Source organism: Clostridium kluyveri (assembly GCF_001902295.1).
GTDB classification, from domain to species: Bacteria; Bacillota; Clostridia; order Clostridiales; family Clostridiaceae; genus Clostridium_B; species Clostridium_B kluyveri_B.
Genome location: NZ_CP018335.1, coordinates 274,092 through 293,112, shown reverse-complemented (window position 1 = coordinate 293,112; position 19,021 = coordinate 274,092). Strand labels below are relative to the sequence as shown.

The 19,021-nt window shown below is 30.9% G+C and carries 21 protein-coding genes, 2 tRNA genes and 1 other annotated feature (1 of these 24 running past the window's edge); of the genes, 1 reads left to right on the top strand and 22 read right to left on the bottom strand.

All coding sequences use genetic code 11. The annotated features are described in order from the left end of the window. Positions 1–29: a sequence feature (ribosomal protein L10 leader region), on the bottom strand (it extends 100 nt beyond the left edge of the window). 38 nt (positions 30–67) lie between these two features. The 15 genes from rplA to BS101_RS01615 form a co-directional block, all read right to left on the bottom strand. Then, positions 68–757: a 50S ribosomal protein L1 gene (rplA, locus tag BS101_RS01685; RefSeq protein WP_011988793.1), complete on the bottom strand. Its 690-nt coding sequence runs from the start codon at positions 755–757 to the stop codon at positions 68–70. A gap of 58 nt (positions 758–815) precedes the next feature. Then, the gene (rplK, locus tag BS101_RS01680; protein ID WP_011988792.1) at positions 816–1,241 is read right to left on the bottom strand and encodes a 50S ribosomal protein L11; all 426 of its coding nucleotides are present in this window, start codon (positions 1,239–1,241) and stop codon (positions 816–818) included. A gap of 80 nt (positions 1,242–1,321) precedes the next feature. Next, on the bottom strand, positions 1,322–1,843 hold the full coding sequence (nusG, locus tag BS101_RS01675; protein WP_011988791.1) for a transcription termination/antitermination protein NusG: 522 nt from the start codon (positions 1,841–1,843) through the stop codon (positions 1,322–1,324). Between the two features lie 48 nt (positions 1,844–1,891). Continuing rightward, positions 1,892–2,122, bottom strand: coding sequence for a preprotein translocase subunit SecE (gene secE, locus BS101_RS01670; RefSeq protein ID WP_073537248.1), 231 nt, complete (start codon positions 2,120–2,122; stop codon positions 1,892–1,894). 43 nt (positions 2,123–2,165) lie between these two features. Further along, positions 2,166–2,315 (bottom strand): 50S ribosomal protein L33, encoded by a 150-nt coding sequence (rpmG, locus tag BS101_RS01665; RefSeq protein ID WP_011988789.1) that lies wholly within the window; start codon positions 2,313–2,315, stop codon positions 2,166–2,168. A 222-nt stretch (positions 2,316–2,537) separates the two neighbouring features. Beyond that, on the bottom strand, positions 2,538–3,731 hold the full coding sequence (gene tuf / locus BS101_RS01660) for an elongation factor Tu (protein ID WP_073537247.1): 1,194 nt from the start codon (positions 3,729–3,731) through the stop codon (positions 2,538–2,540). A gap of 88 nt (positions 3,732–3,819) precedes the next feature. Then, positions 3,820–3,895 (bottom strand) — tRNA-Thr (locus tag BS101_RS01655). 9 nt (positions 3,896–3,904) lie between these two features. After that, positions 3,905–3,979 (bottom strand) — tRNA-Gly (locus BS101_RS01650). 202 nt (positions 3,980–4,181) lie between these two features. Further along, complete coding sequence (sigH, locus tag BS101_RS01645; RefSeq protein ID WP_041700891.1) at positions 4,182–4,814, bottom strand: RNA polymerase sporulation sigma factor SigH; 633 nt, start codon at positions 4,812–4,814, stop codon at positions 4,182–4,184. Between the two features lie 83 nt (positions 4,815–4,897). Continuing rightward, entirely contained in the window at positions 4,898–5,410 is a 513-nt protein-coding gene (locus BS101_RS01640) for an NYN domain-containing protein (protein ID WP_073537246.1), read from the bottom strand. Next, on the bottom strand, positions 5,407–6,225 hold the full coding sequence (rlmB, locus tag BS101_RS01635) for a 23S rRNA (guanosine(2251)-2'-O)-methyltransferase RlmB (protein WP_073541022.1): 819 nt from the start codon (positions 6,223–6,225) through the stop codon (positions 5,407–5,409). The genes BS101_RS01640 and rlmB overlap by 4 nt, the downstream gene beginning before the upstream one ends. A gap of 32 nt (positions 6,226–6,257) precedes the next feature. Beyond that, positions 6,258–6,683: a Mini-ribonuclease 3 gene (locus BS101_RS01630; protein WP_073537245.1), complete on the bottom strand. Its 426-nt coding sequence runs from the start codon at positions 6,681–6,683 to the stop codon at positions 6,258–6,260. A gap of 33 nt (positions 6,684–6,716) precedes the next feature. Further along, positions 6,717–8,114: a cysteine--tRNA ligase gene (cysS, locus tag BS101_RS01625; RefSeq protein WP_073537244.1), complete on the bottom strand. Its 1,398-nt coding sequence runs from the start codon at positions 8,112–8,114 to the stop codon at positions 6,717–6,719. 211 nt (positions 8,115–8,325) lie between these two features. Beyond that, positions 8,326–9,021, bottom strand: a complete 696-nt coding sequence (gene ispD, locus BS101_RS01620) for a 2-C-methyl-D-erythritol 4-phosphate cytidylyltransferase (RefSeq protein ID WP_073537243.1) — start codon at positions 9,019–9,021, stop codon at positions 8,326–8,328. Further along, on the bottom strand, positions 9,011–10,138 hold the full coding sequence (locus tag BS101_RS01615) for a PIN/TRAM domain-containing protein (RefSeq protein WP_073537242.1): 1,128 nt from the start codon (positions 10,136–10,138) through the stop codon (positions 9,011–9,013). The genes ispD and BS101_RS01615 overlap by 11 nt, the downstream gene beginning before the upstream one ends. A 430-nt stretch (positions 10,139–10,568) precedes the next feature. On the opposite strand from BS101_RS01615, the gene BS101_RS01610 reads away from it, so the two are divergent. After that, a complete protein-coding gene (locus tag BS101_RS01610; protein ID WP_073537241.1) occupies positions 10,569–10,970 on the top strand; it encodes a DUF1573 domain-containing protein in 402 nt (133 codons plus the stop codon). A 36-nt stretch (positions 10,971–11,006) separates the two neighbouring features. Here the strand turns inward: BS101_RS01610 and disA are convergent, their stop codons facing one another. From disA to BS101_RS01575, 7 genes are all read right to left on the bottom strand, one after another. Further along, on the bottom strand, positions 11,007–12,071 hold the full coding sequence (gene disA / locus BS101_RS01605) for a DNA integrity scanning diadenylate cyclase DisA (protein WP_073537240.1): 1,065 nt from the start codon (positions 12,069–12,071) through the stop codon (positions 11,007–11,009). A gap of 14 nt (positions 12,072–12,085) precedes the next feature. Then, a complete protein-coding gene (gene radA, locus BS101_RS01600) occupies positions 12,086–13,441 on the bottom strand; it encodes a DNA repair protein RadA (protein ID WP_073537239.1) in 1,356 nt (451 codons plus the stop codon). Positions 13,442–13,591: 150 nt separating this feature from the next. After that, positions 13,592–16,030: an ATP-dependent Clp protease ATP-binding subunit gene (locus BS101_RS01595; protein ID WP_073537238.1), complete on the bottom strand. Its 2,439-nt coding sequence runs from the start codon at positions 16,028–16,030 to the stop codon at positions 13,592–13,594. Positions 16,031–16,050: 20 nt separating this feature from the next. Next, positions 16,051–17,088 carry a protein arginine kinase gene (locus BS101_RS01590; protein ID WP_073537237.1) on the bottom strand — a complete coding sequence of 346 codons (1,038 nt, stop codon included), beginning with the start codon at positions 17,086–17,088 and terminating at the stop codon, positions 16,051–16,053. 2 nt (positions 17,089–17,090) lie between these two features. Beyond that, positions 17,091–17,639, bottom strand: a complete 549-nt coding sequence (locus tag BS101_RS01585; RefSeq protein ID WP_073537236.1) for a UvrB/UvrC motif-containing protein — start codon at positions 17,637–17,639, stop codon at positions 17,091–17,093. A gap of 54 nt (positions 17,640–17,693) precedes the next feature. Beyond that, on the bottom strand, positions 17,694–18,179 hold the full coding sequence (locus tag BS101_RS01580) for a CtsR family transcriptional regulator (RefSeq protein WP_073537235.1): 486 nt from the start codon (positions 18,177–18,179) through the stop codon (positions 17,694–17,696). A gap of 158 nt (positions 18,180–18,337) precedes the next feature. Next, the gene (locus tag BS101_RS01575; RefSeq protein ID WP_073537234.1) at positions 18,338–18,973 is read right to left on the bottom strand and encodes a histidine phosphatase family protein; all 636 of its coding nucleotides are present in this window, start codon (positions 18,971–18,973) and stop codon (positions 18,338–18,340) included. Between the last annotated feature and the right edge of the window lie 48 nt (positions 18,974–19,021).

Here is a 19,021-nt window from a genome sequence, read left to right as displayed (position 1 = left end):
ATTGTCTAAGGAAAATATACTTATTCGACTTTTAACATTATATATAAACTGACTATTTATGTCAATATTATTCCAAAACCTTAACTGAATTTATTTTTATGCCAGGTCCCATAGTACTTGAAACTGCCACAGACTTTAAATATTGTCCCTTAGCAGCTGATGGTTTGGCTTTTATTATAGCTTCCATTAGCACACGAAAATTATCTAAAAGCTTTTGTACTTCAAAAGATTTTTTCCCTATAGGTACATGAACAATAGATGTTTTATCTACTCTATATTCAACCTTACCAGCTTTAATTTCTTGAATAGCTTTTGCCACATCAAAAGTAACCGTACCTGATTTTGGATTTGGCATTAATCCTTTAGGTCCCAATATTCTACCTAATCTTCCTACCACTCCCATCATGTCTGGAGTTGCCACTACTACATCAAAATCAAACCAATTTTCCTTCTGAATCTTTTCAACATATTCTTCTGCCCCTACATAGTCAGCTCCAGCATCCTCTGCTTCCTTAATTCTATCTCCTTTAGCTAACACCAAAACCCTAACTTTTTTACCAGTTCCATGAGGAAGAACTACGGCTCCTCTCACCTGTTGATCTGCATGTCTTGGATCTACTCCAAGCTTTATCGATAACTCTATAGTTTCATCAAAATTAGCTTTTGCTGTTTTTAATGCAAGCTCCATTGCTTCTAAAGGTGTATAGAGTGTTTTTCTGTCAATAAGCTTAGTACTTTCTTTGTATTTTTTTCCCAATTCTAATTCCTCCCTTGTGGTAATAACGGTATTACACCTTCCACTACACTTCAATTAATTATCCTTCTATAGTTATTCCCATACTTCTTGCAGTTCCTGCTATCATTTTCATAGCAGTTTCAACAGATGAAGCATTTAAATCTACCATTTTAGTTTCAGCAATTTGTTTAACTTGTTCTTCAGTAACCTTAGCAACCTTAGTTTTATTTGGTACACCAGAACCACTTTCTATTCCTGCTGCTTTTTTAAGTAATACTGCTGCAGGTGGAGTTTTTAATACAAAACTAAATGATCTATCTTGATATACAGTAATCACTACTGGAATTATTAATCCTTCTTGTTTGACAGTTTTAGCATTAAATTCCTTACAGAAGCCCATAATATTTACTCCATGTTGCCCAAGGGCCGGACCTACCGGTGGAGCTGGAGTCGCTTTTCCTGCTGGAAGCTGAAGTTTTATCATTCCCACTACTTTTTTAGCCATAAATATATACACCTCCTATAATGTGGTTATATAAGAAATCTATTTTATACCACTTATTTTTAAAGTTTAAATTTTATAAATTATTCTATTTTTTCTATTTGATTAAAATCAAGCTCAACAGGAGTTTCCCTGCCAAACATATTAACTAAAGCTTTAACTTTTCTTTTTTCAATATTTATCTCTTGAATGACAGCTAAGAAGTTCTCTAGTGGTCCAGACCTTACCTTTACATTTTCTCCTACTAATATATCTACATTTACAAGTTTTTCATTAATGCCCATATCTTTTACTTCTTCATCAGTAAGCGGTACAGGTTTAGATCCGGGTCCAACAAACCCTGTAACTCCCCTAGTATTTCTAACTACATACCAAGAATCATCAGTCATTATCATGTGCACTAAAACATATCCTGGAAATATTTTTTTTAACGTTATTTTCTTTTTTCCATCTTTAATTTCAACTTGTTCTTCCATAGGCACTTGAACATCGTCTATACAATCATATAGTTCTCTGTTTTCTATAGTTTTCTCAAGATTCATCTTAACTTTATTTTCATAACCAGAATATGTATGAACTACATACCACTTAGCTTTATCTGCCATAACTTTAGGGACAGAATAGTATCTTATCCCTTACCTCCTTATTCTTTCTTATTTTAAAATAGTTTTAACTAAAGAGTTCAATCCAAAATCTATCACCGCAACAATCACTACATAAATACTACAGAATGCAATAACAGCTATTGTTGCTTTCTTTACATCTTCTTTAGAGGCCCAAGTTATCCTTTTAAATTCCACCACTAATCCTTTAAAAAAATTAAAGAATCCCCCTTCAGGCGTAACTTGCCTATCAACTTTTTTGGCGTTATCACGTGCAGACATTTCGTTCACATCCTCAAAATTTTTAACCTGTGCATCTTAAATATTATTTAGTCTGTTTATGAACTGTATGCTTATTACAAAACGGACAATATTTCTTTATTTCTAATCTATTGGGATTATTCTTTTTATTCTTCATTGTGTTATAGTTCCTCTGTTTACATTCTGTACATGCTAATATCACTTTTACTCTCATTTCTTTAACACCTCCCAGGTAAAGTGTAAATATAAGTTCATATATACTCTATGTTCAACTAAAAATTCACCTTTAACTTAATACATTACTTAAACAATTTATCACAACTTAGTTTTTATGTCAATGCTATTGAAAATTATCAAGTGATTCTTGGGTTCGGGTGAAGAAATACTACTCTACACTTTCAAAAGGACTAGGTCTAGAACCCAGTCCTTAACACACTTATTCAGACACTGTAGTAACAACACCTGAACCAACTGTTCTGCCACCTTCTCTTATTGCAAATCTCAATCCTTCATGCATTGCAACAGGTGTTATAAGTTCTACATTCATATCTATATGATCTCCTGGCATTACCATTTCTACTCCCTCTGGTAATGATATTGAACCTGTTACATCTGTTGTTCTAAAATAAAACTGTGGTCTATATCCATTAAAAAATGGTGTGTGTCTTCCGCCTTCTTCTTTCTTTAATACATACACCTGACCTACAAATTTCTTATGTGGCTTTACTGAACCAGGCTTTGATAATACCTGTCCTCTCTCTATTTCTTCTCTCTGTATTCCTCTTAATAATGCTCCTATATTATCTCCTGCCATAGCCTGATCTAGAAGCTTTCTAAACATTTCTACTCCCGTACATACTGTCTTCTTCTTCTCTTCCTTTAATCCTACTATCTCTACTTCGTCTCCTACCTTAAGCACTCCACTTTCTACTCTTCCTGTAGCTACTGTTCCTCTTCCTGTTATTGTGAATACATCTTCTATTGGCATTAAGAATGGCTTATCTACTGGTCTCTCTGGTGTTGGTATATAAGTATCTACTGCTTCCATTAATTCATATATACATTTAGTTGCTTCTGCATCATCTGGGTTCTCAATTACCTTCAATGCACTTCCTACTACTATTGGAACATCGTCTCCTGGGAATCCATATTCACTTAATAGTTCTCTTACTTCCATTTCTACTAATTCTATTAATTCAGGATCATCTACCTGGTCTGATTTATTTAAAAACACTACTATATACTGTACCCCTACCCTACTTGCCAGCAGTATGTGTTCTCTTGTCTGAGGCATTGGACCATCTGCTGCACTTACTACAAGTATTGCTCCGTCCATTTGTGCTGCCCCTGTTATCATGTTCTTTACATAGTCTGCATGTCCTGGACAATCTACATGTGCATAATGTCTGCTTTCTGTCTCATATTCTACGTGTGCTGTATTTATTGTTATTCCTCTTTCTTTTTCTTCCGGTGCCTTATCTATTTCATCATACTTTGTTGCTGATGCCTTACCTTCTTTTGCTAATACCATTGTTATTGCTGCTGTCAATGTTGTCTTACCGTGGTCTACGTGTCCTATTGTTCCTATGTTTACATGTGGTTTTGTTCTCTCAAACTTTTCTTTTGACATTACTTCTTCCTCCTTGTTTGTTACACATTTTATTTAAGTAAACTCATCCTGGTGTGTTGTAAGAACTTCATAAAATTACCATATAAATTGGAGCCCATGACCAGGATTGAACTGGTGACCTCCACCTTACCAAGGTGACGCTCTGCCTACTGAGCTACATGGGCAATTTTAATTGGAGCGGAAGACGGGACTCGAACCCGCGACAGCCAGCTTGGGAAGCTGGTGTTCTACCACTGAACTACTCCCGCCTAAAACCTTTGTCTTTAATACTAATAAACGCTACATACCGATTATCAATTTTAATACAAGTATATTTTTTTGTCAATATGTATTTTCTATTTATTCAGGACAAACACATGAAATTCATTACCCTTTGATTCTAGACTATTTTAAAATTTAATAAATATATTAAAAAATCAACACTTATTCTTTAACATGCGTTTATCCTGCCTATTTATTAATTAAGCATTTTTCTAACTTTCTTTTAACCCTTTGCAAAGCATTATCTATGGATTTAGCATGTCTATCCAAATCACAAGCAATTTCCTGATAAGATTTACCATCTAAATAAGACATAAGAACTTCCATTTCCAAACTGGACAGCACTTCACCTATTTCATTATGTATATGCTTTAACTCTTCTCTACTAATTATTAATTCTTCTGGATCTGCAACTTTAGCTTCCGATAAAACATCCAATAAGGTTCTATCAGATTCTTCATCATATATAGGTTTGTTTAAAGAAACATACGTATTCAATGGAATATGCTTTTGTCTGGTAGCAGTTTTTATGGCTGTTATTATTTGACGTGTCACACAGAGTTCAGCAAAAGCTTTAAAGGACGATAATTTATCTGTTTTAAAATCCCTTATTGCTTTATAAAGCCCTATCATACCTTCTTGATAAATATCTTCTTTGTCTGCTCCAATTAAAAAATAGGATTTTGCTTTGGATTTAACAAAATTTTCATATTTATTTATCATGTATTCTTGAGCTCTTACATCTCCTTCTTTTGCTTGAATAACTACTTCCTCATCCAATTTTTCTTCAAAGGAGGAAATTTTCTTACCATTATAACCCATATCAACCAAGATATCCCCTCCAAAACAAATATAAAGAACATAAATTAATTATACATTAAAATTAAATTTATAGTCAATAGATTTCAACGACTTTTGCGAATTTTTTCAAGTTTTTCCAGCATATCCTTTGCTATTCTATCCTCCAAAGTATGTTTTTGTTTAGAATATTTATTCTCAATTTTGCTTTTTATTTTTGATTCTATTTGCTTAACTTCATGATAAAATTCAATAGAAGACATTCTCACAGCTCCTCTTTGAAATGTTATTTGTTGTTCTAAAGAATCAGAAGTTACCACAAATACTTCACTTCTACGTCCTATTCTATTGACCGTTTTCTCTATAAAAGAATCTGCTGTTTCATTTTCTTTAGTAAATATTACCTCAACATTTTCGCTAACTTTTTCCCTTTTTTCCAAGCTTCCTGCCACCATATGGGCATCAAATACTATAAAAATACTATATCCTTTATAAGCTGCATAATTACTTAAGGTTTCTATAAGTTGCTGTCTTGCAGCTTCAAAACTATAATTTTTTATATCATTTAATTCAGGCCAACTATTTATTACATTATATCCATCTACAAAAATAATTCTCAATTTCTATCACTTTTCATTTTTTGCTTTAGTATTTCATACATTAACATGCCTGCTGCCACAGAAGCATTCAAGGAGGATATATTACCCATCATAGGTATCTTCACTAACTTATCACATTTTTGTTTGGTCAGCTTTGATATTCCTTTTCCTTCACTTCCTATGATTAAAGCTATGGAACTGTTAAAATCAACATCAAAGCAATAGTTTTCTCCCGTCATGTCGGCCCCATATATCCATATATTCTCTTTTTTTAGTTTTTCTATTATAGTATTTAAATTTGTAACTTTACATATTTTCATATATTCCACTGCTCCAGCAGAAGACTTATATACCGTAGGAGTTATACCAACATTTCTCCTTTTAGGTATTATAATTCCATGAACTCCAGATACCTCTGCTGTTCTTACTATAGCTCCAAAATTATGAGGATCTTGTATCTCATCTAATATAATTATAAAAGGAGGTTCTCCTCTTTCTGAGGCATAATCCAGTATGTCTTCCAATTCACAGTATTTATAAGGGGTTACTTTTGCAATTACCCCTTGATGTACTCCCGTTTGAGAAATTCTATCTAGCTTTCTTTTATCCACTTTTTTTACAACTATATGTTTTTCCTTAGCAATTGCAAATATGGTATTTATAGAACCTGACATATTTCCATCTAATACAAAAATTTGTTCTATAGTTACATTGTCAGACTTTAAAGCTTCCATAACTGCATTTCTTCCTTCAATTAAATCTTCCCTAAATTGGGACTCACTTTTGAAATTTTCTATTTTGTTTTTATGCCTTAAAACACTATACTTATTTTTCATATCTCTACCTTTTAATTTAATCATTTTTTATCCTAAAATTCGCCCTTATCATTCAAAGCGATTATAAATTCGAATAGGTAATTTAATCTATCCACTTCACCGGTTAAATATAAAAAACCTATCAAAGTTTCAAATCCCGTTGCAAATCTATATTCTTGTATATCTGCATTTTTAGGAACTGTTCCAGATTTGGCATTTCTTCCTCTTTTAAAAAAATAAAGCTCCTCCTCTGATAATTGTTTTTCCAATCTCTTTATAATTTCACTTTGAGAATGAGCTTTTACAAACTTTATGGCTCTAACATGGAGATTATGAACAGATATACTTTGAAACTTATTTATTAAATAAGTTCTAACAAGTACATCATATACAGCATCTCCCACAAATGCAAGTGTAAGGGGATTCAGTTGCCTAATATCTACCTTATCAAATTTTATTTTCAGTAAATTACTCTCCATTTAATTTCTCCTGATTTAAGTTATATAAATAAATTATATCCTTTTCCACCTTACTCCATCTGAAGTGTCTTCTAAGATTATTCCTTTATCTTTTAAATCATCTCTTATTTTATCTGCTAATGCCCAATTCTTATCCTTTCTAGCTTTTTGTCTTTTTTCTATTAAAAGTTCAACTTCTGTTTCTATACTTCCCCTTTTAGACTTCTGAAGTATTCCAAGAGGAAAACCTAATTCTCTTATTAGATCAAGTGAACATTTAATTATCTCCATGGATGAATTTTCATCTACATTAGTATTTATATCTCTTATTAAATCGAAAATCACTGATATGGCATCTGCAGTATTAAAATCATCATCCATCTTCTCTATATATCGTTGTTTGTAACTATTTAGATGTTCTTTATATTTTATTTCACTATCCAATATTCCATCATTCTTAACTTTACTTGAAAGTTCTTCTAAATTTATAATCGAATTATAAATTCTATCTAATGCTGATTTAGTAGAATCTAAAAGTTCAATACTAAAATTTATAGGAGTCCTATAATGACCGGATAACATAAATAACCTTATAACATCTGGTTCATATTTATCCAAAATCTCTCGTGTAGTAAAGAAATTATTTAAGGACTTAGACATTTTCTGATTATTTATATTTACAAATGCAGAATGCATCCAATACTTAGCAAATACTTTCCCTGTTCTACCCTCACTTTGAGCTATCTCATTTTCATGATGTGGAAATTTTAAATCAGAACCCCCTGCATGTATGTCTATAGTTTCACCTAATATATTATACGCCATGCAAGAACACTCTATGTGCCACCCAGGTCTTCCCATTCCCCAAGGACTTTCCCATGAAGGTTCCCCTTCCTTTTCACTCTTCCAAACTGCAAAATCCATAGGATTTTTTTTTCTTTCATCTATATCTATTCTAGCTCCTGATTGAAGTTGTTCAATATTTTGTCCTGAAAGTTTGCCATAATTATTAAACTTTTTTGCATCAAAATATACATCTCCATCTACTGAATAAGCATAACCTTTATCTATTAAATCCTGTATAAACTCAATTATCTTAGATATATAAAGTGTAGCCCTTGGATTTACTGTAGCTCTTTTTATATTTAAAGCATCTGCATCCCTGTAATATTCATCTATAAATCTATCTCCAAGCTGCTGTACAGTTATGTTCTCATCATTTGCCTTCTTTATCATTTTATCATCTATGTCAGTAAAATTTTGTACAAAATTTACCTTATAACCTTTATATTCAAAATATCGCCTTACAGTATCAAACACAACAAAAGTTCTGGCATTACCTATATGGAAAAAATTATATACTGTAGGACCACATACATACATTTTTATTTCTCCTGGAATCAAAGGAACAAATTCTTCTTTTCTTCTAGTCATTGTATTAAAAATTCTCACTAACCTTTATACCTCCCTTAATCTTATCCGTATACCATCCACTAATATCATATAATTAATATCATAAAATGTTTAATTTTAATTCCTTAAATATTTTATCACATTATTAGAACTTATTTAAGCCCCATTCATATACTGTCCATTATTCTTTAATATAAACAGAACCTGCAGCTTATATTAAGTACATAAAACTGCAAGGTTCCATCTTAATTTATATATATTTATGTATTTTAAATATATTTTCTGCTATAATTAAATCTTCAGGTGTAGTTATCTTTATATTATCGTAACTTCCTTCATATAAATAAACTCTATTTCCAAAGTATTCCGCTACTGTAGTATCATCAGTAACTTGAACTTTATTGTTTGCAAGTTTCTTATGACAATCATAAATTAAATCATAGTTAAAACACTGAGGAGTTTGAACTGTAAATAATTCCTTCCTTTCCAACGTTTTATAACTAAATCCTTCTTTGCCTTTAATCTTTATGGTATCTTTAGGTACAACTCCACAGGCACAGGCCCCATACATATTGGAATATTTTATTCCATCTTCAATTATCCTATCTGTAACAAATGGTCTTGCTCCATCATGAATTAAAACCACATTGCAATTCTCCAACACTTTTAATGCATTGAATACCGAATCCTGCCGCTCTTTTCCTCCACTAACTATTTTAACTACCTTGTTAAAATCATACTTTTTAACTATCTCTTGCTTACAATATTCAATTTCATCTTCAGCACATACTAATACAATTTTATCTACTATTGGATTTTTTGAAAATACACTAATAGAATAATACAAGATCGGTTTACCTTGAATACAAATAAATTGTTTATTAATTGGCATTTTCATTCTTTTTCCCTTACCTGCAGCTACAATGACGGCATAGTTACTTTTCATAAGGTTGTAACTCCTCTTTTTGTTTTGCAAATATCATTCTTCCCGCTGCAGTTTGTAGTACAGACGTTACTACTACATCTTTTGTTTCTCCTATAGACTTTTTTCCTCCCTCTATAACTATCATGGTACCATCATCTAAATAAGCTATACCCTGTCCTGATTCTTTTCCATCTTTAATTATCTGAACATTCATTTCTTCTCCAGGAAGTACCACAGGTTTTACTGCATTAGCAAGTTCATTTATATTCAGTACCGGTACTCCCTGAAATTCTGCAACCTTATTTAAATTATAATCATTTGTTACTACCTTGCCATCTAATACCTGTGAAAGCTTCAAAAGTTTACTATCCACCTCCGCAATGTTAGGAAAGTCTTTTTCATATATTTGAACATCAATATTTAGCTCTTTTTGTATTTTATTTAATACATCCAGTCCTCTTCTTCCTCTAGTTCTCTTTAATCCATCTGAAGAATCTGCTATATGTCTCAATTCTGCTAATACAAAATCTGGGATTATTAATGGTCCTTCAACAAATCCAGTTTGACATATATCAAATATTCTGCCATCTATTATTACAGAAGTATCCAGAACCTTAGGATATACCTTTTGTTCACACTCATCTTTAACTTTTTTATCTTTATTAATTCCTTGAACTCTCCTATACCCAATATTATATAGCAAGGACATAAGTTCTTCTCTCTTTCTTATGGCTATATTAGCTCCTAGAGCAGCCATAAGTACAGCTACTATCACTGCCAGCACAGCCCCTATAATAGGCACCTTCGCCAATAAATTGAGAAATACTGATGATATAAGAAGGCCTATTAATGCTCCTACCACCCCTAATAGTATTTCTGTTGCAGGAAGTTTTTGAATGTTTTTTTCAATATAATCCATAATCTTCATAATAACTGAATTAATCCAAGGTGATATTAAAAATAGTATAATTCCAAAAAACAAAGTTAATAAAATTAAAAATAAGATCTTTTTTATAGGATTATCACTCACATAAAATATTTGGGTAAAATACTCAGAATTTATAACAACATCTCCTACCAAATATCCCAATATTAAGCCTATTATTGTAAAAAGCCCTCTAAGTATCTTTTTTAACAATAAATACACCTCCTTATACGTTAATTACATTTTTTTCATTTTATTTACTTAATATAATATATTAAGTGGACACTTTTTTCAATAAAACTAGTTTTATTTAATAAATTATTTACTTAAATAATTTATTTAATCAATATATCTGTATAAAAATAATCCTCAAGTATTTTATATACAATTCCCCCTATCAATAATGGGACTATTAGTTTATTATATATATAAAGTAAATTTCATAGATTTATAAATACATTTTACGAAAACTATTGTTTATATAAGTTATATAGTATAATTTCTAATTTAAATATATATTTATTGTTAGTAAAATATGGTATTATAGAACTTAAGAATAAATTTATTTTACTAACAAATGTTTTTGACACTACATTTAAATATTGTAGATAATATGCTAAATCTATATAAGGAGTTGAACTGGATGAAGGATATAATATTTGACGACTTTCAAAATGCTGTAAGTGAATCATTATTAAGACATAAGAGTATTTTAGATATAATTACTAAATTTCAAGAATCAAATGCCCGAATAAACAGAGCCATCGCAAAATCTGTTACCAATTGTGGATGCATAGAAGTTTGCGCTAAAAAACAGCACCTATCTGAAGACAACACTTTAAATATTGAATTTTTAAAAAATTGTTTAAATACACATACAAAAGGCTCTCTGTGTGATAACTGTAGAGATGTGATACAAAATGAAATAGGAAATAATCTATTTTATCTTACTTCTTTATGTAATATACTTGATTTAAACCTATACGATATACTTTTAAAAGAATATGATAAAATAAATACTTTAGGGAAATATTCTTTTAGATAATTTTTAGCACAAAATAATATCAAATATTATTTTGTGCTAAAATTTATTATCTATCATAATTTGTTCTCTAAGTCTCCTCAGCCCATTTTTTATTGCTCTAGCTCTGGCTTCACCTATTCCTTCAACTCTATCAAGGTCTTCATAAGAGGCTTCCATAATCCCTTTCAATTCTTTAAAATTTTTAACTAAATTATCTATTACAGTAGCTGGTATTCTAGGAATTTTACTTAACATTCTATATCCCCTTGGTGATACAAGTGTATCAACCAACGGTACTCCCACATATCCCATAGCTCTGGAGATAAAATCAAGATTTAAAATATCATCAGAGCTTATTTCTTGAATTTGTTTATATATATCATCATAATCCATATCAGTCTGACAATAATCTCTTATCATTAATATCCCATCTCGCTCAACACTTTTAATAAGTTCATTTAATTGCATGGAAATTAGTCTTCCTTCATTCCCTAGTTCACATATGTATATTTCAATTTCAGATACTATTTTCATTACCATTTCAGTTCTTTGAATAGCTGTCATTACATCAAATAATGTAACTATGTCTTGAAATTCAAGAATATTAAGATTATTGACAACTCTATCTAATACAGCTACATATTTCTCTAAAGTTTGAAGTGCCTGATTGGCTCTTCCAAGCATAACACTGCTGTCCCTCAAAACATATTTAATATGTCCCCTATATACCGTTATAACATTCCTTCTCTGAGAAATTGCAATAACTATAACTCCTGTTTGTTTGGCCACTCTATCCGCTGTTCTATGCCTTGTTCCAGTTTCAAAGGTAGGAATAGTTGAATCTGGAATAAGCTGAGTATTTGCATATAGTATCTTTTTTAAATCACTGCTAAGTATTATAGCACCATCCATTTTTGCAAGTTCATATATATAAGAAGGACTATACTCTGAGTTAATAGCAAATCCACCATCTACTACTTTTAATATCTGTTCACTATCTCCAAGCACTATAAGCCCGCCAGTTTTAGCTCTCAATATATTTTCGAGCCCTTCTCTAAGCTGAGTTCCAGGAGCTAAAAGTTTTAATATACTTTTAAGTTCCTTTTCTTTTTCTAATCTCAAAATTATCACCCTAATCAAAAAACTTTATTTAAGGATTCCTTCAAAGAAGATATACCTATAATATTTATTTTCTTATTATTTATTTTCTCTTTATTTCTACTTGGTATTAATATATTTTTAAATCCCATTTTTTCTGCTTCACTTACAATTCTATCGCAGAAAGATACTGGCCTGATTTCACCCGTGAGACCTATTTCTCCTACTGCCAAAAGATTATCTAAACTCATTTCTTTAGATTTAGAACTGGATATAAGAGCCAGTGCTAATCCTAAATCTCCAAATGTACCTTCTAATTTAAGTCCCCCTACTACATTAGCATAAACATCACAATTATAAAATGGAATTTTAATCTTTTTTTCTAATACTGCTAAAATTAAATTTAACCTGGATATATCCACACCTACTGCTGTTCTTCTTGGAATAACTGCCCTAGTCTCACTAACTAAAGCCTGTATTTCAACTAATATAGGTCTTCTGCCTTCCATTATCCCAATAACTATAGATCCTTCTTTCTGAAAGTCCCTATCTCCTAAAAATGCTGTAGAGGGATTGGATATTTGCCTGAGTCCATGTTCTGCCATTTCAAATACACCAATTTCACTTGTGGTACCAAATCGGTTTTTTACCGTTCTAAGTATTCTAAACTCTTCCGTTCTTTCCCCTTCAAAAGATAGTACAGTATCAACTATATGTTCTAATACCCTAGGCCCTGCAAGTTCACCCTGTTTTGTAACATGTGCCACTATAAAAAAAGATATACCATTTGACTTTCCTATACGCATAATATGATTGGAGGTTTCTCTAACTTGAGATACACTCCCTGGCGCAGAACTTACATATTCTTTAAATAAAGTTTGTATAGAATCTATGACTACAAAGGTAGGTTTATTTTTTTCTATATAACTTTCTATTTTATCTAAATTAGTCTCAGAAACCACATAAAGATTATTTGATAAGGAGTTAAGCCTATCCCCTCTCATTTTTATCTGCTCTTCTGATTCTTCTCCAGAAACATATAGTACTTTTTCATATTTATCTGCAATATTACTAGCCGCTTGTAAAAGTAATGTGGATTTGCCAATACCAGGAGCTCCTGATATAAGTGTAATAGAACCTCTAACAATACCTCCTCCAAGAACTCTATTTAATTCCATTATGCCGGTATCCAGTCTTTCATGCTCACCAGATTTTACATCATTTATGCTTTTTGGCATACTTCCAAATCCTAAATTTGGAGGATATGCTCCTTTAGTTGGTTTAAGTTCTTCTATCATGCTATTCCAATTATTACAACTAGGACATTTCCCTAGCCACTTTGGAGATTGATATCCACATTGTTGACATATAAAGATAGTTTTCTTCTTCACCATGTAATCATCTCCTCCTATATAAGATATAATTATACAATATAATTAAATAGTTTTGTGAAAAATTATATAATTTTTTTAAAACTATTTAAAATTCCATAAAAATAAGCTCCTACTCTTTCTATAGAGAATGGAGCTTATTTTTATTTGTTTTTAGTCAACTTTATTAAAAGTCAACTCTTCTCCTTGAACAGCTACTTCCACCTTATCTCCTCTTTTAACATTACCCTTTAACATTTCTTCTGAAAGTTTATCTTCTACAGTCTTAGTTATAGCTCTTCTAAGTGGTCTTGCTCCATAAGTTATATCAAATCCTTCTTTTGCTAACAATTCTTGTGCTTTTTCATTAAAGTTAATGTCTATCTCCTTCTCTTTAAGTCTCATAGAAACATCATTTAACATAATCTTTACTATCTGTTTTAAATCATCTTCTTGTAATTGGTGGAATACTATAATATCATCAATTCTATTTAAAAATTCAGGTCTAAAAGAAGTTTTCAATTCTTCCATTATATTGTCTTTCATTTTATTATACTCATCTTGTTTTTCATTATCATTTACAATAGTGAATCCCATAGATTTTTGCTTTTTAATAGTAGATACCCCTACATTGGATGTCATTATAATTATAGTATTCTTAAAGTTTACAGTTTTTCCTTTTCCATCCGTCAATCTTCCATCCTCAAGTATTTGTAGCAGTATATTAAATACCTCAGGATGTGCTTTTTCGATTTCATCAAATAATACTACTGAGTAAGGATTTCTTCTTACCTTTTCCGTAAGCTGTCCTCCCTCATCATATCCTACATATCCTGGCGGGGATCCTATAAGTTTAGATACGGTGTGTTTTTCCATATATTCAGACATGTCAATTCTTATAAGATTATTTTCATCACCAAACATGGCCTCTGCCAGTGCTTTAGATAGTTCAGTTTTTCCAACACCAGTAGGTCCCAAGAATATAAATGAACCTATAGGTCTCTTAGGATCTTTCAGTCCAACCCTGGACCTTCTTACTGCCCTTGCTATAGATTTAACTGCTTCATCCTGACCTATTACTCTTTTATGAAGAATATCTTCTAATTTTAATAATCTCTGTAATTCTTTTTCGGTTAATTTTTCTACAGGTACATTAGTCCATTGTGACACTACAGAAGCAATTTTTTCTTCTCCTACTAATAGTGTAGATACCTCTTTTTTAGTTTTCCAATTAGTTTTTAATCCTTCTAACTTATCTTTCAATTCCTTTTCTATATCTCTTAACTTAGCAGCCTTTTCAAAATCTTGTAATCTAATGGAATCTTCTTTTTCTTTAGTTGCTTTTTCCAATTCAGCTTCTAAATTCTTTAAATCCGGTGGAGCAATCAAATTTTGTATTCTTACTTTAGCAGCCGCTTCATCAATAAGATCAATAGCCTTATCCGGCAAATATCTATCTGTAATATATCTATCAGATAAATTTACTGCAGCCTCAATAGCTTCGTCCGTTATTTTCACTCTGTGATGGGCTTCATATTTATCTCTTAAACCTTTTAATATCAGGACTGCTTCTTCTTTAGTAGGTTCTCCTACTAATATAGGCTGGAATCTTCTCTCAAGCGCAGCATCTTTTTCTATATACTTCCTATATTCATCTATAGTGGTTGCTCCTATACATTGTATTTCTCCTCTAGCCAAAGCCGGCTTTAATATATTAGAAGCATCTATAGCCCCTTCTGCAGCTCCAGCTCCTATTATGGTATGAATTTCATCTATAAATAATATTACATTACCTGATTTCCTTATCTCTTCCATAACTTTTTTAAGTCTTTCTTCAAACTCCCCTCTGTATTTGGAACCTGCTATCATTGAAGAAAGATCCAAAGTGACTACTCTTTTTCCTTTTAAAAGTTCGGGTATATTGGCTGCCACTATTTTTTCTGCCAATCCTTCTGCTATGGCTGTCTTACCTACTCCTGGATCTCCTATAAGACAAGGATTGTTTTTAGTTCTTCTGCTTAATATTTCTAAAACTCTCTGAGTTTCTTTTTCTCTACCTATAACTGGATCCAATTTTCCTTCTCTTGCCATATCAGTTAGGTCTCTGCCAAATTGGTCTAAGGTTGGAGTAGGCTCTCCATTTTCTTTTTTAGAATTATTTGAACTAACAGATTGTTCTCCTGAAAGAGAATCTATAAGCTGTTTTCTTAACTTATTAAAATCAGCACCTAAATTATTTAAAATAGTAAATGCGACTCCCTCTGCTTCTCTAATTAACGCAAGTAGAATGTGCTCTGGACTAATATAGTTGTGATTTAAATTTCTAGCTTCAAATAAGCTCAACTCCAAAAGTCTTTTTGTTCTTGGAGTAAGAGGTATTTCCTTATTGTATAAATCAATCTCTCCTCTGCCTTCATATTCTTCTATAAAGCTTCTTACTGTTTCTATAGTAATATTCATGTTATTTAAAAAGTTTTTAGCTATTCCATCCTCTTTCAATACTCCCAAAAGTATGTGCTCTGTGCCCACATAACCATGTTGGAGTGCTTGTGCCTCTTCTTGAGCATAAATTAATACTTTTTGTGCTCTTTCTGTAAATCTTCCAAACATCATAATGTATTTCACTCTCCTTTTCAAGCTGTATTTACAGCTAATTTTTCTCTAACAAATTTGGCCCTATTAAAGTCTCTATCTTTATTTGATAGACTCTCTCCGTATATTTTCTGTATTGTAGCCGGCTGGGATTCCACCAAGAGTTTATTTAAAGTTATACCATTTACATCTTTAATTATCCCCATCTCTACTCCTAATCTTACATCTGATAAAAGCTTTAAACATTCACTTGAGTTTAGAAGCACTGCAGATTTCAATACTCCAAGTGCTCTATAAATTTTATCTTCTAACTCATATTTATATTTCTTCATAAGATTCTCTCTTGAAATTATTTCTTGGTTTATTATTTGAAGAACTAAAGCTTTTAAATTACTTAATATCTCTTCTTCACTACGGCCTAAAGTTACCTGATTGGAAATCTGATATATATTTCCTATAGCTTTTGAACCTTCGCCATATAATCCTCTAATAGTCATACCAACTTGAGCTAATGCATTTAACAATCCATTTATTTGATTATTTAAAGAAAGTGAAGGTAAATGAAGCATGACAGAAGCTCTAAGTCCCGTTCCTACATTAGTAGGACATGCTGTTAAATATCCTAGCTTTTCATCAAAAGCATATTCCAAATTTTCTTCTAATAAATCATCTATTTTTTCACTTACATCATATACCTCCTCTAAATTTAGACCTCCTGTTATACACTGAATTCTCACATGATCCTCTTCATTTATCATAATACTTATGGTTTCCTTATCATCTAATATAAAAGCTGCTTTAGATGAATTATCTATCAAATTTTTACTTATAAGATGCTTTTCTAGATAAATATTTTTCTCATTGTCATTTTTATTCCATAAATAATTACTCTTAAACTTTTCTTCCGTATTTGAAAATGTATAAAAGGCATTTTCTACATTTTTAATTACTTTTTTACTTTCTTCTATATTTAATTTATGTGAAAAGGGAATTTTAGCTAAATTTCTGGCTAATCTTATCCTGCTGCTTATTACCAAGCCATAGTTATGATCTTCATAAGTAGTCACCCAATTATTCATAACTACTCCTCCTTTTTGCTGTCTTTATTTAAATGAACTTGTTTTTCAATCTCTTTTATTTTATCTCTTATAGTGGCAGCTTTTTCATATTCTTCTAAAGATACTGCTTTTTGAAGGTCTTCTTTTAATTTCACAAGATTTTTTTTCTCTATAATATTTTTCCCTGTTTTTTTAGGAACTTTACCTGTATGATCTAAATTTGCCTGTACTCTTTTAATTATTGGTTCTAAAATATTAGTAAAATTTTTATAACACTCACTGCATCCTACAAGTCCCGTCTTTTTGAATTCACTATAGGATGTATTACAATTTTTACAACGTATATCGAAAGTTTTGTATTGCTCATTATTCCCACTACTCATATAATCCATAATTCCACTTAAAATATTCTGAAATCCAAATGAAGAAACAAAATCTATTGAGGGTACAAAACTCAATTCTCCTTTTTCCTTTGCACACTTTTCACACAGATTGATCTCTTGTTTATGTCCATTTATTATTTTCGTCACATGAACTGTGGCATCATTTTTTTTACATATATCACAAAGCATATCATCACTCCCACACATGTAAATATAATATTATAATAATATTATATCACATATTTATCTATTAATAACAAATTTAGGGGTATTGAATATAATGAGCATCAAGGCTTTCAATATATCTGCTCTTAATTTATTCTTATTTTCCATCATAGTATTTAATGTTCTGTCATTTATAACTGCCTTTAATATTATGGCCTCTCTCTCTGTTATAATTTCTTCCTCAAATAATCCCTCTATAATTTGTGCTCCCGCATTATAAGTTATACTATCTCCTATTCTTTCTATTATAATATCAAGTAAATTCTTATTGCAGTTAAGCTCTACTTTCTTTATAATTATATACCCGCCCCCTCCTCGTTTACTCTCTATATAATATCCCTTATCCATAGTAAATCTAGTAGTTAATACATAATTTATCTGTGAGGGGGCACAACTAAAATGATTTGCTAATTCATTTCTTCCAATCTGAAGCTCATCATTATTATTACCATTATTAAACATATCCTTTATGAATTCTTCTATTATATCTGATAATCTTGCCAATTCATCACCTTCTTGACTTTGACTTTCTTTGACTTTATTTAATAATATTATTAATTAAATATTAAATCAACATTGAAATATATTTAAATTCAGTATTTTTTAATCAAATACCAAATTTAAATATATTTTTCTCCATATTTCTAAGATATGCTATAATTTTATATTGTATTTACACTTTTTACCTCTCCTAGATGTGATGTATCTCCATACAACAAAATATTATAACATCCATTCTCTATTTCAACCTCACTTAAACTTGCCTGGTGAATATAAGAACCTTCCCACAACTCATCTAGAGGTCTATTTTCAAAATACGCCATCAGAATTCTTAATACTACAGTATGAGTTACAATTAAAATACTCTTGCCTTCATATTTACTAATAATTTCTTTTATCAGAGATATAGCCCTAATTTTCACCTGTAAAAAGCTCTCTCCTGCAATAGGAACGTACATTTTAGGGTTTGTCCAAAAATTATTAAGCTGTTCTGGATTTTTCTCTCTAGCTTCTTCTTTAGTCAATCCTCCCCATTCTCCTATATCTATTTCCATGAGTCTGTCATCCTTTATTATAGGTATATTTCTCTGTGCTGCTACTATTCTAGAAGTTTTTACTGCTCTTTCTAATGGACTTGAATATATTATATCAAAATTTATATTCTCCATTCTATTTTTTAATAAGTTCGCCTGTTCAATACCTTTCTTAGTCAGAGGTGAATCTTTCATGCCGCCCTGCATTTTTCTCTCTATATTCCATATAGTTTCCCCATGTCTTACTAAATATAACTTAACCATACTATTTATCTCCTTTTAATTTAAGAAATTATATATTAAAATTTTATA

Bases quoted from the DNA above. Each gene is read 5' to 3' on its own strand.
- radA (WP_073537239.1), bottom strand. From the start codon at position 13,441: ATGGTGAAGAAGAAAACTATCTTTATATGTCAACAATGTGGATATCAA.
- ispD (WP_073537243.1), bottom strand. From the start codon at position 9,021: ATGAAAAGTAACTATGCCGTCATTGTAGCTGCAGGTAAGGGAAAAAGA.
- BS101_RS01590 (WP_073537237.1), bottom strand. From the start codon at position 17,088: ATGAATAATTGGGTGACTACTTATGAAGATCATAACTATGGCTTGGTA.
- BS101_RS01575 (WP_073537234.1), bottom strand. From the start codon at position 18,973: ATGGTTAAGTTATATTTAGTAAGACATGGGGAAACTATATGGAATATA.
- nusG (WP_011988791.1), bottom strand. From the start codon at position 1,843: ATGGCAGATAAAGCTAAGTGGTATGTAGTTCATACATATTCTGGTTAT.
- secE (WP_073537248.1), bottom strand. From the start codon at position 2,122: ATGTCTGCACGTGATAACGCCAAAAAAGTTGATAGGCAAGTTACGCCT.
- rlmB (WP_073541022.1), bottom strand. From the start codon at position 6,225: ATGAAAAATAAGTATAGTGTTTTAAGGCATAAAAACAAAATAGAAAAT.
- tuf (WP_073537247.1), bottom strand. From the start codon at position 3,731: ATGTCAAAAGAAAAGTTTGAGAGAACAAAACCACATGTAAACATAGGA.
- sigH (WP_041700891.1), bottom strand. From the start codon at position 4,814: ATGGGTTATAATGGTAAGAAAATTTCCTCCTTTGAAGAAAAATTGGAT.
- rplK (WP_011988792.1), bottom strand. From the start codon at position 1,241: ATGGCTAAAAAAGTAGTGGGAATGATAAAACTTCAGCTTCCAGCAGGA.
- BS101_RS01630 (WP_073537245.1), bottom strand. From the start codon at position 6,683: ATGGAGAGTAATTTACTGAAAATAAAATTTGATAAGGTAGATATTAGG.
- rpmG (WP_011988789.1), bottom strand. From the start codon at position 2,315: ATGAGAGTAAAAGTGATATTAGCATGTACAGAATGTAAACAGAGGAAC.
- BS101_RS01595 (WP_073537238.1), bottom strand. From the start codon at position 16,030: ATGATGTTTGGAAGATTTACAGAAAGAGCACAAAAAGTATTAATTTAT.
- BS101_RS01610 (WP_073537241.1), top strand. From the start codon at position 10,569: ATGAAGGATATAATATTTGACGACTTTCAAAATGCTGTAAGTGAATCA.
- BS101_RS01585 (WP_073537236.1), bottom strand. From the start codon at position 17,639: ATGCTTTGTGATATATGTAAAAAAAATGATGCCACAGTTCATGTGACG.